We start from the raw sequence: 13,694 nt of genomic DNA, 5'->3' as shown, positions 1-13,694 counted from the left end.
ATCCGATGAAGAAGCACAATTTCGCCGCCGGCTGCGCGGTGCTCGCGCTCAGCGTGCTGTCCGCACCGGCCTTCGCCCAGACCACCGATACGCCGGCTGCCGACACGCCGGCCGCCGACCCCGCACAGGCCACCGAGGATGCGGGCGCGGACATCGTCGTCACCGGCTCGGCGCGCGCGCAGCGTCGCTTCGACGTCTCCTATGCGGTCAACTCGCTCAGCCAGGCCGACGTCCAGAAGATCGCACCGAAGAGCTTCGCCGACCTGCTCGGTACCGTCCCCGGCATCCAGGTCGAGGCCACCGGCGGCGAGGTGCAGAACATCACCCGCGTGCGCGGCATCCCGACCGATCGCGGCTATCTGATCTTCCAGCAGGACGGGCTGCCGCTCTACCACGAGATCGACGGCGTCTTCTTCAACTCCGGCGAAGGCATGAACCGCTACGATCTGATGACCGAGCGGGTCGAGATCGTGCGTGGCGGCCCGGCGCCGATCTATGCCAGCAGCGCGGCGGCGATCGCCAACAACATCACCGTGTCGGGCGGCCCGCAGGCGCGCGGCAAGGCGCAGCTCACGCTGGGCGACACCGGTCTCTACCGGCTCGACGCGATGCAGTCGGGCCCGATCAGCGACAACACCTATTTCGCGATCGGCGGCTTCCTGCGTCAGCATGACGGCTATCGCTATGCCGGCTTCGCCAGCGACAAGGGCGGCCAGATCCGCGCCAACCTCAAGCGCCAGCTGACCAACGGCTTCGTCAAGCTCTCGGTCGAATATGTGAACGACCACAACGTCTTCTATCTGCCGATCCCGACCAACGATCCGCGCAACCCGGCGGTCTCGCTCAATCCCTATATCGACTATTTCACCGGCACGATGAACTCGCCGTCGCTGCGCAACGTCAACATCAAGTATCGCGACGGCGCCGGCGGGCTGCAGAGCATGCAGCGCGATCTCTCCGATGGCCGCCACATGCGCTTCTTCAACGCGGCGATCGATTACGAGGCGGACTTCAGCGGCTGGCAGGTTTCCGCCAAGGTCGGCGGGACCAAGGGCAAGTCGAGCTTCGACGCATTCTACTCAACCACCAATCCGGCCGATGCGACGACCTTCGCCGCCGGCTATCTGACCGCCGCGCGTACTGCCTTCGGTCCCAATGTCACGCGGCTCGGCTATGCCCTTGCGGGCACCAACGGCGCGACGGCCTACGATCCCTCGACCGCGTCGGGCCTGATCATGTCCGGCCAGTATCGCGCCTCGGAATCGGACTTCTATTCGGTGCAGGGCGACCTCAGCGTCACCCGCAAGTTCGAGACCGGCATCGGCACCCATGATCTGCGCGTCGGCATGTACGGCTCGTTCTACGGCAACACGCTGCTCCAGGCCTATCAGGACATGCTGATCGAAGTGCGCAGCCAGCCGCGCACGCTCGATCTGGTCGCCTATTCGGCGACCGGCCAGGTGCTGGGCTCGGTCACCCAGAACGGCGTGCTGCGCTACACCACCACGCTCAACCAGGGCAAAGGCGATGCGCAGATGATCGCCTTCTACGCGAACGACACCTGGGATATCACCCGCGGCCTGCGCCTCGATGCCGGCATCCGTACCGAGCGCTACAGCTACAAGGGCATCGCGCTGCCGACCACCCAGGTGAATCTCGGCGACGCCACCACGCTCGCCGACGACACCACCCGCGCCTTTACCGGCCAGGTGCTCGACCAGCGGCTGAAGCCCAATGCGACCAACTGGACGGTCGGCCTCAACTACGACCTGAACGGCCATTTCGGCGCCTATGGCCGCATCTCGAACCTGGAGGTGCCGCCGCAGATGGGCGTGGTGAGCGGCATCAACGCCACGATCGTCAAGACCAAGGCGCGCCAGTATGAAGTCGGCCTGAAGGCCAGCTTCGGCCCGAACTATCTCTATGCAACTGGCTTCTACACCAAGTTCGACCCGTTCAACGCCTCGTTCGCGGCGTTCAACCCGCTGACCGGCCGCAACGACCAGACGCTGCCCTTCATCGGCGAGGCCTCGGTTAAGGGCGTCGAGGTCGATGGCCGGGTCGTGCCGGTCCGCTGGTTCTCGCTCGACGGCTCGGTGACCTGGCAGAATCCGGAATATGCCAATCTCGAGAATACCTCGGGCGCGGATCCGAGTGCTGTGAACGGCAACCAGATCATCCGCGAGGCGAAGTTCTTCGGCAATCTGCGTCCGAGTTTCGACTTCGATCTGGGCGCGCAGAAGCTCTCGCTCTTCGGCCGTTTCGAATGGGTCGGCCGCCGCTATGTCGACCTCTTCAACCGCACGGCGATGCCCGGCTACCAGACGACCGGAGCGGGCGCGTCGCTCGACTGGGGCGCCTGGCGCTTCCAGGTGGTCGGGGACAATCTGTTCAACGCCCATGGCCTGACCGAGGGCAACACGCGTACCGACCAGTTCGCCGGACAGGGCTCCAGCCAGGCGATCTACGGCCGCCCGTTGTTCGGCCGGAACTTCCGCCTCATCGTCAGCCGCAGCTGGTGATGCGCGCCCTGCTCTCCGCCGCCGCGCTCGCCGTGACGGTGCTCGCCGCCCCGGCTTCGGCCGAGGCGGCGGTGGGCGACGGGGTGATGGCGGCGCTGTCCGCCCGGCTCTTCCCGTTGTTCGACGCGGCCGGGCACGATCCCGCGGCGCTCGAGCGGATCGCCAGGGCACCCGGCATGGAGAATGTGCTGCGCGTGCGGCGGGAGCGCCGCGCCGCGTGCGGGACCGATCTCGTCTGCCGCGCGCAGGCGCTGCTCTGGAGCGATCGCGAAGCCGATGCGGTACGTCGCGCCGTTGCGCAGGCGCCGGGCCTTCCCGCTGCGGACGATGGCGCCACCGCGCAGGTGGATCGCGAGATCGCTGGCATCAACATGATCGTGCGGACCTATGCGCTGGGGGCGATACCCGCCACCGCGATCGATGGCCCTGGCACGGTCTCGCCACAGGATCACCTGACGCGCCTTCAGGCCGCCGACTGGATCACCGAGACGGCGCGTGGTGGATCGGCACAGCAGCTCGATCCCAGCATCGACTATGCGCTCGCCTTGCTCGACGTTAGCGATCGCACCGATGCGATCGGCCATGAACCGCTGACCGGCGGCGCCAACGCCGCAGCGACGGCGCGGGCGAAGGCGCTCGACTGGCACCGCTATCGCTACAGCGCGATGATCGTCACCGGCGTCGGGCCCGAGATCGAGGGCGAACCGCTCAGCCCGTTCGGCAAATATCACCTGCGCCTCGCCGCGCGCCGGTTCGCCCAGGGCGACATCGCCTTCATCATCGTTACCGGTGGTCGGGCGCACCCGCGCGCGACCCCGTTCACCGAGGCCGACGAGATGCGCAAGGCGCTGATCGAGCGCTACGGCGTCCCCGCCGAAGCGATCCTCATCGAGCCCTATGCCCGCCACACCACCACCAACCTGCGCAACGCCAGCCGGCTGCTCGCGCGGATCGGCGCGCCGGTGGAGGCTGAGACGGTGATCGTCTGCAACCCGTTGCAGAGCGCCTATATCGAAAGCGCGAAGTTCACCGAGCGCAACGCCGCCGAGCTCGGCTATCACCCCGGCAAGGTCGTGCGCCGGGTGTCGCCCACCGAACTGGTGTTCCGCCCGTCCCCGGCGTCCGAGCGCGTCGATCCGCGCGATCCCCTCGATCCCTGAAAGGTACCGTCATGCGCCGCATCGCCCTGACCGCCGTCCTCCTGCTGTGTCCCGCCGTCGCCCATGCCTGGGGCGGCACCGGGCACGCGGTGATCGACCGTGCGGCGATCCAGGCGATACCCGACAGCGGGCCGGTCTTCCTGCGCCGCTATGTCGATTATATCTCGGCCTCGGCCGGGCTGCCGGACAGTTGGCGCGGGGATTCGGAAGGCTTCTCGAAGATCGAGGAAGACCCGAACCATGGCTGGTTCCGCGAGCAATTCACCTTCCTGAAACCGATCCCGCGATCGCGCTACGAGTTCATCCTCGCGCTCTACAAGCACTACGAGACCATCAGGGACAGCGATCCGGCCACCGCTGCACGTACCAACGTCCGCTGGACCGGCACGCTGCCCTATGCGGCGATGGAAGCCTATGAGCGGCTGATCGTCTGCATGCGGGCGATCCGCGCGGCGCAGGCCCGCGGCGGCGACGCATCGGTTCCCGAGCAGCACTGTGCGTTCCAGGCGATCCGGCTCGGCCATTATATCGGCGACGGCTCGCAGCCGCTGCACAATTCGGCGAACTCGGACGGTTGGCTGGGCCCCAATCCCAACGGCTATACCCGCGACCGCAGCATCCATGGTCGGTTCGAGAGCCGTTTCGTCGACGGGATGGGGCTCACCGCGGCGGACATCGTGCCCAAGATCGGCGCGCCGGCGCATCTCCATGGCGACATGTTCGATGCGGTGCTCGCCTTTCTCGACCAGTCCGGCGATCGGATGGAGACGGTCTACAAGCTCGAGAAGCGCGACGGCTTCAGCAACACGGCCGACAAGGACGTCCGCGCGCTGGTCTACGAGCGTACCGCCGCGGGCGCGGCGATGCTGCGCGACATGCTCTGCCGTGCCTGGGCGGAAAGCGCGGCGCCGCCTGCCAGGGTGACGCCCTCGCCGCTCGATTTCTCCAACCCGCGGTTCAATCCGGAGACGGGCTCCTCCCCCGCCTGACGCCAGGCCAGCGCGCGCAACAGCCGCGCATGGCGGCCATGGTCTAGCGTGAAGCGCCGGAGCAGCAGCATCGCCAGCAGCGCGCCGGCAAGCGGCACGCCGAGGCCGAGACCGAGCATGCCCAGGCGCACCCCGGTCGGCTGGACCGCGCCAGGAAGATAACCGAGCGCGTTCAGCACCCAGCCGATCATCGCGGTCGCCCCGGCGCCGCTAGCCTTCACCAGGACCAGATAATAGGCGAACAGGCCGGTCTCGAACCGCCGGCCGTGCCGCCATTCGACGATGTCGACCGCGTCGGCGAGCAGACCCCAGGGCAGCATGAACACGCTCGCAAAGCCGAAGCCGATCAGCGCCGCGCCCGCAATCTGTCCCGCCGGCCACGCCATGCACAGGGCGAAGAAGACAAGGCCCAGCGCGCTCGCCGCATGCCCCGCACCGAGCAGGTGGCTCTTGCTGAAGCGGTGGGTGAGCGCGGTCCAGGCGAGCACGCCGCCGAATTGCCCGGCCGTCAGTGCGGCAAGCAGCACGGTGACCGCGCCCGGCCGGTCGACGACATAGGTTCCCAGATACATCAGCATCCGGCCGAAACACGGCATCGCGAAGCCGGTGAGCAGGGCCAGCGCGCCCATTGCCAGCACCATCGGGTCGCGCAGCGGAACCGCGATGCGATCGCCGCGCAGCGCGGACGCCGTGCCGCTCTCGCCGCGTGGGCCCGAAGCCCAGACGCACAGCAGCATGGTCAGGGCAAAGACCAGGCCCGCCCCGATCCCGGTGAACGCCAGTGCGTCGAAATGCCGCGCCCGGCCCGCCTGCTGTACCAGGGGCGTCAGCACCGCGGCGATGGCCAGCGCGCTCGCGGTGCTGAAGAACAGCCGGTAGCCCGAGACACGTCCGCGCGCGCGGCTGTCCCGGCTGACCTGCGCCATCAGCGCATTGTGCGGCACATCGACAACCGCATAGGCGCCGCGGAAGACGAGGATCGCCGCCGCAAGCATCCAGGCGCGATGCAGTCCCAGCGCCGGCATCGCGTAGATCAGCCCGAACGCCGCCCCGCAAGGCAGCGCGGCCAGGGCGATGGTCCAGCGATAGCCCCGCCCCGCCGCCCGCCAATGGAGGACGAGCCGGGCCGCGAGCAGATCGAACACCAGATCGCCCAGCACTGCGAACAGCATCAGTCCGCCGGCCTGGGCGCCGTTCAGCCCCAGCACGTCGGTCAGCAGGAACAGGATCGTCAGATCCGCGCCGCTGAACACCAGGGCCTTGCCGAAATTGCCGGACGAATAGGCGAGCATCCGGCTCTCTGTGGCAATGTTCGTGATCGGCGGCATCTTTCGGATGAGGGGTGGCGACAAACCCGACGCCGCACCTGCGACTGCCCGTACGGCCCGATCATTTCAGATTGGCGACAGCATCGAAACGCCGGCAAGCTTGGTCCACGGAGACACGAACGGCAGGTTTAAGGGGCACGTTCGAGGCTGCTGCGCGACAGCTATTAGGGCGCATTCCCGACTGGCCGGTTTCTCAAAACGCGGTCCGGCACCTCGTGGGCCGCTTGCTGATAGTCCGTTTTGAGTCCCGGCGATCTCGACAGCTGCCATTCGCCGCCGGCTCCGCCCGAGCGACAGCTCACGACCCACAGTCAGTCATTCGCGGGTTCCTGTGATCGTCGCCGCACAAGCGTTGGCGCGTTGAAGGTGGGAGTGCATCGCGACGCGCCGAGCCCGGCACGCGATGCTCGCCGGCCGGTCAGGGGGAGGTTGCGGCAGGCTTACGGAGCTCGGCAACCGCGCGCTCCAGCCGCTCGACCCGCAACAGGACGTCGGTCAGCGGATCATAGTCGTCTGCCTGCGCGAGCGCCTCGAAAGAGCGCCAGATCCGGCGCGCGGCTTCCTTCAGCTTCATCGTGATTGCTCCTTTCCAGGGCGACGCGAGGGGATGGACATCTTGGATTGTGACGCTCGCCAGCTGGCCAGCCCATCCAGCGTTGTTTTGAGGGACGTGGCGACCTCGGTCAGCGCGTAGACATGGCTGGCGTACGGAGCTGGAAGGTAGCGCCGCTCGACGAGCCCCGCGCATTCCAGCGTGCGCAGCCGGTCGGTGAGGATGTTCGCGCTGACACGCGGGATCGCCGATCTAAGGTCAGCAAACCGGTGCGCGCCCGCGTTGAGGCAGATGAGTATCCGCAACACCCAGCGCCCCTCGAGTGGCTCGAGGGGGTCGTCCGCCGAAATGGCGGGATCGATAGCCGCGGCCTCGCTCATGCGGTCACCTCCGCCAGATGCGCCTGGCCCTCCGCAGTGGGCTTGATCCGATACCAGAGCGCATAGAGCGCCGGCAGGAAGACTAGGGTGAGGATCGTTCCGACCAGCGTGCCGCCGATCAGGGTGAACGCCATCGCCCCCCAGAACACCGAATGCGTGAGCGGCACGAAGGCGAGCACCGCGGCGAGCGCCGTCAGGATCACCGGCCGGGAACGCTGCACAGTAGCCTCGACCACAGCGTCGAAGGGGGAGCGACCATTCTCCTCATTCTCATGGATCTGCCCGATCAGGATCAGCGTGTTGCGCATCAGGATGCCCGCCAGCGAAATCAGCCCCAGGATCGCGTTGAACCCGAAAGGCTGGCCGGTGAGCAGCAGCGTCGGCACCACGCCGATCAGCCCCAGCGGTGCGGTCAGCAGCACGATCGTCATCGCCGAGAAGCTGCGAACCTGCAGAATGATGACAATCATCATCAAGAGGATCATGATCGGGAAGATAGGCGCGAGCGCGGCATTGGCCTTGCCCGCCTCCTCGATCGAGCCGCCCATGGCGATATGGTAGCCGGAGGGGAGCGTGTCGATCACCGGCTGGAGCTTCTTGAGCATGGCGGTCGAGACGTCGGGAGGCTGTAGGCCGTCGGCGATGTCGCCGCGCACGGTGATCGTCGGCACGCGGTCCCGGCGGAGCAGGATCGGGTCCTCCATCCGCAGCTCGAGCTTGCCGATCTGGCTGATCGGCACGCGCTGGCCGTTCGTCGCGGTCAGCGTGAAGTCGCCGATGCGCGCCGGATCCAGGCGGGCCTTTCCGGCGGACCGCGCCACTACCTCGACCGTGCGGATATCCTCGCGAGCCTGCGAGACGGTCACCCCCGAGAGCAGGAACTGCAGCTGCTCGCCGACATCGCCCGAGGTCAGGCCCATGGCGCGCAGCCGGTCCTGATCAAGCACGAAGTGCAGTGTCGGTACGCGCTCGCCCCAGTCGGTGTTGACGGTTCGCATCATGGGATCGCTGGTCATGATCGCGCGGACCTGCTCGCCGATAGCGCGCAATTTTTCGACATCCGGGCCGCTGACCCGGAACGCCACCGGATAGGGAGAAGGGGGACCGAAGACGAGCTGCGTTACCCGCACGCGTGCCGCAGGGGCGAGGCCGTCGGCGACCGCCCGCCGCAACCGCCCCTTCAACGCCTCGCGCGCCTCCTCGTCCGGTGTTCGCACGATGATCTTGGCGAAAGAGGGATCGGGCAATTCGGGCGAGAGCGACATGAAGAAGCGCGGCGCGCCCTGGCCGACATAGGCGGTGATGATCTTCGCCTCGGGCTGCTTGCGTAGCCACGCCTCGACCGCCTCGCTCGAGGCGCTGGTCTGTTCGATCGAGGTACCCTTGGGCATCTGGACCTCGACCAGCACCTCGGGCCGGTCGGAGGTGGGGAAGAACTGCTTCTTCACCAGCACCATGCCCGCACCAGCGACGAGGAACGCCGCCACCGTTGCGATCGTCACCACCCGGTTGCGCTTCACCGCCCAGCGGATCAGCTGGCGCACCTTCTGGTAGCGCGGCGTTTCGTAGATGGCGTCGTGGCCGCCCGCGACCGGCTTGATCGCCGGCAGCAGCTTGACGCCCATATAGGGGGTGAAGATCACCGCGACGAGCCAGGAGGCCAGCAGGGCGAAGCCGACGACCCAGAATATGTTGCCGGCATATTCTCCCGCCGTGGACTTTGCGAAGCCCACGGGCATCAGGCCGATCACCGTCACCAGCGTTCCGGCAAGCATCGGCGCGGCGGTATGGCTCCAAGCATAGGCCGACGCCTTGATTCGGTCGAACCCCTCTTCCATCTTCACGACCATCATCTCGATCGCGATGATGGCGTCGTCGACGAGCAGCCCGAGCGCAAGAACCAGCGAGCCGAGCGTGATGCGGTCCAGCACCCTGCCCGTTGCCCACATGATGACGAGCACGATCGCGAGCGTCAGCGGCACCGCCCCCGCCACGACGACGCCGACTCGCCAGCCGAGCGCGACGAGGCTGACGATCATCACGATCGCCAACGCCTCGAGGAAGGTGCGCATGAACTGATCGACGGCCGCCGAGATGTTCTCCGACTGGTCGGTCACGGGAGCGAGGACCATTCCGAGCGGCAGCTCCGACGAGATCGCCTGGACTTCGGCCTTAAGCGACTTACCGAGTTCAAGCCCGTTCCAGCCCTCGCGCATGATCACGCCGAGCAGCAGGGTCGGCTCGCCCTGGTTGCGGATCAGGAAGGTCGCCGGATCCTCATAGCCGCGCCGAACCTCGGCGATGTCCGCCAGACGCAGGGTCCTGCCATTGGCGACGATCGGCAGGTCGCGGATCTTTTCGAGATCGTCGAACGCGCCGTCGAGCCGGACCTGCACCTGCGGCCCGTTCGCCTCGATCGCGCCCGCCGGGGTGACCAGGTTCTGCTGCGCGAGCGCGGCGAAGATCGCGCGCGGTGCGATGCCCAGCGTCGCCAGCCGGTCCTGCGCGAACTCGACATAGATGCGCTCCGGCCGCTCGCCGACGATATTGACCTTCTTGACCCCCGGCACATGCAGCAGCCGCTGGCGCAGCGTCTCCGCCTGCCGGGCAAGGTCCCTTTGCGGCTCGCCCTTTGCCTTCAGCGCATAGAGCGCGAAGGTCACGTCGCCATATTCGTCGTTGACGAACGGGCCGGCGACGCCGCGCGGGAGCCTCGGGGTCTCGTCCTGAAGCTTCTTGCGCGCCTGGTAGAATTGCTCCTGCACTTCGGATGGGGGCGTCTGGTCACGCAGGAGCAAAGTGGTGAAGGCAAGGCCGGGCCGCGTGAACGTCTCCGCGCGATCGTACCAGCGCAGCTCCTGCAGGCGCTTCTCGAGCGGCTCGGCGACCTGGTCCTGCATGTCCTGCGCGGTGGCGCCGGGCCATGCGGTGACCACCGTCATCTGCTTGATGGTGAAGCTCGGGTCCTCGGCGCGGCCGAGGCTCAGGAAAGCCACGAGTCCGGCAGCGGAGATGGCGATGATGAAGAACAATGTGACTGCCCGTTCGCGCACCGCGAGGGCGGACAGGTTGAACCTGCCCTTGGGTTCGGACGTCTCGCTCAACGGACCGCTCCCGCCGCGACGCGGACCGGCTGGCCCTGGTGAAGCATGTGTGCGCCCAGCGCGACGAAGCGCTCGCCCAGGCGCAAGCCTGCGGCCACGACAGCCTTCTCGTCGCCGATTTCGGTTAGCCGTACCGGACGCCAGGTGACCCTGGGACTATTTCCGCTGCCGACGATCCAGACTCCCGGCCCCTGTCCACGATCGTAGATAGCGGCGAGCGGGACCGCGATCGCTGCCGGCTTGCCGGGAGCGCCAACTCGGATCGTTATCGTCGATCCCAGAGGTGCAGCGGCGGGAGCGCCGGAGAGGACGAAACGCGCCTCGAAAGTCCGCGTCGCTGGATCGGCGGCGTCGCTCAGTTGCCGCAATCGCGCCTGCCCATCGAGTCCGCTATAGGTCCGGGCCTCCGCTTCCGCGCCCAGTGCGGGGCGAAGCGTCTCGGGCAGTGCAACGATGGCTTCGCGTGGACCGGAGCGGGCAAGGCGGACGACGGTCTGGCCGGCCGCGACCACTTGCCCCGGCTCGGCCAGCGTCTCGGCGACCACGCCGTCCGCGTCGGCAACCAGCAACGTATAGCCGGTATCGTTGCGGCTGACCCGTGCCTGGGCCTCGGCGGCGGAGAGCTGCGCACGAGCCGAAAGCGCTGCTGCCTTGGCCTGGTCGTAGGCGGAGGCGGAGACCGCTCCCGCGGACACCAGATCGCGGTAGCGCTGTTCATCGGCGCTGGCCTGAACTGCGCGGGCGCGGGCGGCGGCGACCGTGCCGGCCGCCGCCTGCGCCGCGAGCGCATAGTCGGCCGCATCGATGCGCATGAGAGGCTGGCCGCGGCGCACGGTCTGACCGGCTTCGACGAGCCGCGCCACCACCTTGCCGCCGACACGAAAGCCGAGATCACTCTGCACGCGGGCGCCCACGATGCCGGTGAATTCGCGGGCGCCTCCTTCGGCGGCACCGGCAGACGCGATTCGCACCAGCGGCGGCGCGGTGCGCGGGTCAGCGCCCGACTGCCCGCAGCCGGCCAGCGCAACGGCTGTCAGCCCAAGGAGCCCGACCGTTCGGGCGCAAGACGATGTCGACACGCAGGTTCCTCCTGTTCAGCGGGAACCAAATGTCATCGAGTGACTATATTGTCAACTAGTCACATATAAGCTTCTGACTTCAAGGCGCGAGACTGCGCAGCACCAGGCCGGTTACCTCGGTCTGCGCGTCGGGAAGCAGATCGAGGCTGCGCTCGAGGAAAACGGGGTCGATGAAGGGCTTGAGGGCATAGAAGATCGATCGGCGGGTTTCGTCGAGCGGGGTCTTGCGCTCGAACTCGCCATTCTCGCGGCCTTCCTTGAGGATCTCTTCGAGCAGGCCCTGCATTCGCTCGATATAGGCCCGCACGACCTCCCAGTTTTCGGACGACGCATAAACCGCGATCTCGTAGAGCTTGCGGTCTGTGAAGAGCAGTTCCACGGTAGCGGTGGTGGCGGTCCTCGCGAATCTCCGCAGCTTGTCGGTCGCGTCGCCCCCTTCGCCCACTGCCTCCCGGACCTGGTCGAATAGGCCGCCCACACACTCGGCGCAGATCGCCTCGCCGATCGCCTGCTTCGATTCGAAAAAGCGGTAGATATAGGCCTTAGAGAAGCCGATCTCACGCGCGAGATCCGACACCGTCGTCTTGCCATAGCCGTAATGGGCGAAGCATTCGCGGGCGGCATCGACGATCTGGTCCCGCACGGAATGCTCAGCCGGTCCGCGCGTGGCAGCCTTGCTTGTGTTCTGATTTTTCATGGCCGCACCCATAGCGTCAAAAGTCCGAATTGACAAATTGTGACCAAATACGTTATTCGTCACATACCATGAGATGGTTTATGGGACTGCTGGCGAATGGAAGCATGCGCATTTCATCTTCGATCCTGACGGTGGCCGGAGCGGCTGCGCTACTCGGTGGCTGTGCCATCGGTCCGGCCTATGTCTCGCCGCAGACGACGGCCCCGCCTGCCTTCCTGGGCGGCCCCGCCGTCGAGGCCGCCACGGGGCAGGCAGCGAAGGTCGACTTGGTGAACTGGTGGCGATCGTTCGACGATCCACTCCTCGTGAGCCTGGTCGAACGCGCGCTGGCGCAGAATCTCGACCTGCAGCAGGCGACCGCCCGCATCGTGCAGGCGCGCGCCGCCCTGCGCCATGCCAAAGCCGACCTCCTTCCGTCCGGACAGGTCAGCGGCCAGGCGAGCGAGAGTTATCAGTCGATCGAGACACCGCAGGGCCGCATCGCCAGCGCCTTGCCAGGTTTCGAACGCGAGGCGCAGAGCTATGAATTGAACCTTGGCGCGAGCTGGGAACTCGATCTCTTCGGTGGCAAGGACGCGGCGCGCGACGCCGCGCGGGCCAACTGGCAGGCATCCGCTGCTGGTGCCGTCGCCGCGCGGCTCGCCGTCGCAGCGCAGACGGCCGACACCTATGTCGCGATCCGCAGCCTTCAGGCGCGACTCGATGTGGCGCGCAACCAGCAGCAGGTCCAGCAGCAGCTGGTCGATCTGGTCGGGCTCCAGTACCGCAAGGGGGTGGCGGCCGAATTGCAACTACGGCAGGCCGAGGGGGCCCTAGCCCAAGTGAGGGCCGGCGTTCCGGAACTCGAGCAGAATCTCGACGCCACGATGAACGCGCTCGATGTGCTGCTCGGCCTCCAGCCTGGTTCGGTTCGGCCCGAGCTTGCGGCCATCGCGCCGATTCCCAGCGTCCCTGCAGTCTCCGACGCCGGCGGTCCGGCCGCCTTGCTCCGCCGGCGCCCGGACATCATCGCGGCCGAACGCACACTCGCCACGTCGAACGCGCGCATTGGTGTGGCGATCTCCGAATATTATCCGAAATTCTCGCTCAGCGGGCTCCTCGGCACGGCGACCATGGGCGTCGGCAGCCTGTTTGGCGGCAATGCCAACCAAGCGAGCGGCGTTCTGGGATTGCGCTGGCGTCTGTTCGACTTCGGCCGCATCGACGCCGAGATCGACGCCTCGCGCGGCCGTAGCGCCGAGGCGCTGGCCGCCTATCGCCTGACGGTCCTAAGGGCGTCGGAGGATGTGGAGAATGCCTTTTCGGCGCTCCTCAAGCAGCAGGCCCGCGGCCAGATCCTCGACCAGGGTGTCGCATCGCTCGCCAAGGCCCGCGCATCCTCGCTCGCGGCCTACAAGGGGGGAGTCTCCAGCCTGCTCGACGTGCTCGACGCCGACCAGCGACTTCTCGCCAGCCGAGATGCCGAAATTCAGGCGAGAGCCGCTGCCGCGCGGGCGGCGATCGCGTCGTTCCGCGCGCTGGGGGGTGGTTGGGACGCTCCGCAGGCGTCCGACGGAACTGGCACACTCGGTCGCTGAACTCGTTGCCCGCAATAGTCCGGTGTACGGTGCTTCAATTCGCAGGCTACAGGCTCACGGCCTCGATCGAGATCTGTCCCATAGGACGATTTTTTCGGATATTACGAACGACGGCTTTCGGGTGTGCGCGAGCGTGGTCGAACGACCGCAACCGGGGCGCATAGCCGTCCGGCGTCAGAGCGGCCCATCTTGAGCACGGATGGACCGCGGCAGCCTCAGATCTCCGTTCGTTCAGCAAGCGTCAGAGCATCTTCAATGTCGACGCCTAGATATCGGACCGTGTTCTCGATCTTCGTATGACCCAG

9 protein-coding genes are annotated in these 13,694 nt (G+C 67.1%); 3 read left to right on the top strand and 6 right to left on the bottom strand.

From position 1 onward, the window contains the following. The first annotated feature begins 5 nt into the window (after positions 1-5). A complete protein-coding gene (locus tag HNP52_RS21755) occupies positions 6-2,522 on the top strand; it encodes a TonB-dependent receptor (RefSeq protein ID WP_184170783.1) in 2,517 nt (838 codons plus the stop codon). Further along, positions 2,522-3,682 carry a YdcF family protein gene (locus HNP52_RS21750; protein WP_184170780.1) on the top strand — a complete coding sequence of 387 codons (1,161 nt, stop codon included), beginning with the start codon at positions 2,522-2,524 and terminating at the stop codon, positions 3,680-3,682. Before HNP52_RS21755 ends, HNP52_RS21750 begins: the two co-directional genes overlap by 1 nt. Before the next feature lie 835 nt (positions 3,683-4,517). On the opposite strand, the gene HNP52_RS21745 is transcribed toward HNP52_RS21750, so the two are convergent. The 6 genes from HNP52_RS21745 to HNP52_RS21720 all read right to left on the bottom strand — a co-directional run bounded on the left by HNP52_RS21745 (position 4,518) and on the right by HNP52_RS21720 (position 11,824). Next, positions 4,518-5,999: an MFS transporter gene (locus tag HNP52_RS21745; protein WP_409372663.1), complete on the bottom strand. Its 1,482-nt coding sequence runs from the start codon at positions 5,997-5,999 to the stop codon at positions 4,518-4,520. Between the two features lie 418 nt (positions 6,000-6,417). Next, a complete protein-coding gene (locus HNP52_RS21740; RefSeq protein ID WP_184170777.1) occupies positions 6,418-6,573 on the bottom strand; it encodes a hypothetical protein in 156 nt (51 codons plus the stop codon). Beyond that, positions 6,570-6,932 (bottom strand): helix-turn-helix domain-containing protein, encoded by a 363-nt coding sequence (locus HNP52_RS21735; protein WP_183998728.1) that lies wholly within the window; start codon positions 6,930-6,932, stop codon positions 6,570-6,572. Before HNP52_RS21735 ends, HNP52_RS21740 begins: the two co-directional genes overlap by 4 nt. Next, complete coding sequence (locus tag HNP52_RS21730) at positions 6,929-10,036, bottom strand: efflux RND transporter permease subunit (protein ID WP_184170774.1); 3,108 nt, start codon at positions 10,034-10,036, stop codon at positions 6,929-6,931. Before HNP52_RS21730 ends, HNP52_RS21735 begins: the two co-directional genes overlap by 4 nt. After that, positions 10,033-11,115: an efflux RND transporter periplasmic adaptor subunit gene (locus tag HNP52_RS21725; RefSeq protein WP_184170771.1), complete on the bottom strand. Its 1,083-nt coding sequence runs from the start codon at positions 11,113-11,115 to the stop codon at positions 10,033-10,035. Before HNP52_RS21725 ends, HNP52_RS21730 begins: the two co-directional genes overlap by 4 nt. A 79-nt stretch (positions 11,116-11,194) precedes the next feature. Next, the gene (locus HNP52_RS21720) at positions 11,195-11,824 is read right to left on the bottom strand and encodes a TetR/AcrR family transcriptional regulator (protein WP_260396317.1); all 630 of its coding nucleotides are present in this window, start codon (positions 11,822-11,824) and stop codon (positions 11,195-11,197) included. Between the two features lie 68 nt (positions 11,825-11,892). Here HNP52_RS21720 and HNP52_RS21715 point away from each other — a divergent pair, with 68 nt between their 5' ends. After that, entirely contained in the window at positions 11,893-13,389 is a 1,497-nt protein-coding gene (locus HNP52_RS21715) for an efflux transporter outer membrane subunit (RefSeq protein ID WP_260396316.1), read from the top strand. Positions 13,390-13,694 lie beyond the last annotated feature (305 nt).

Source organism: Sphingomonas kyeonggiensis (genome assembly GCF_014204495.1).
In the GTDB taxonomy this organism is placed as follows: Bacteria; Pseudomonadota; Alphaproteobacteria; order Sphingomonadales; family Sphingomonadaceae; genus Sphingomonas; species Sphingomonas kyeonggiensis_A.
The sequence above is the reverse complement of the archived record's forward strand: the minus strand, read 5'-3'. Positions and strand labels throughout refer to the sequence as shown.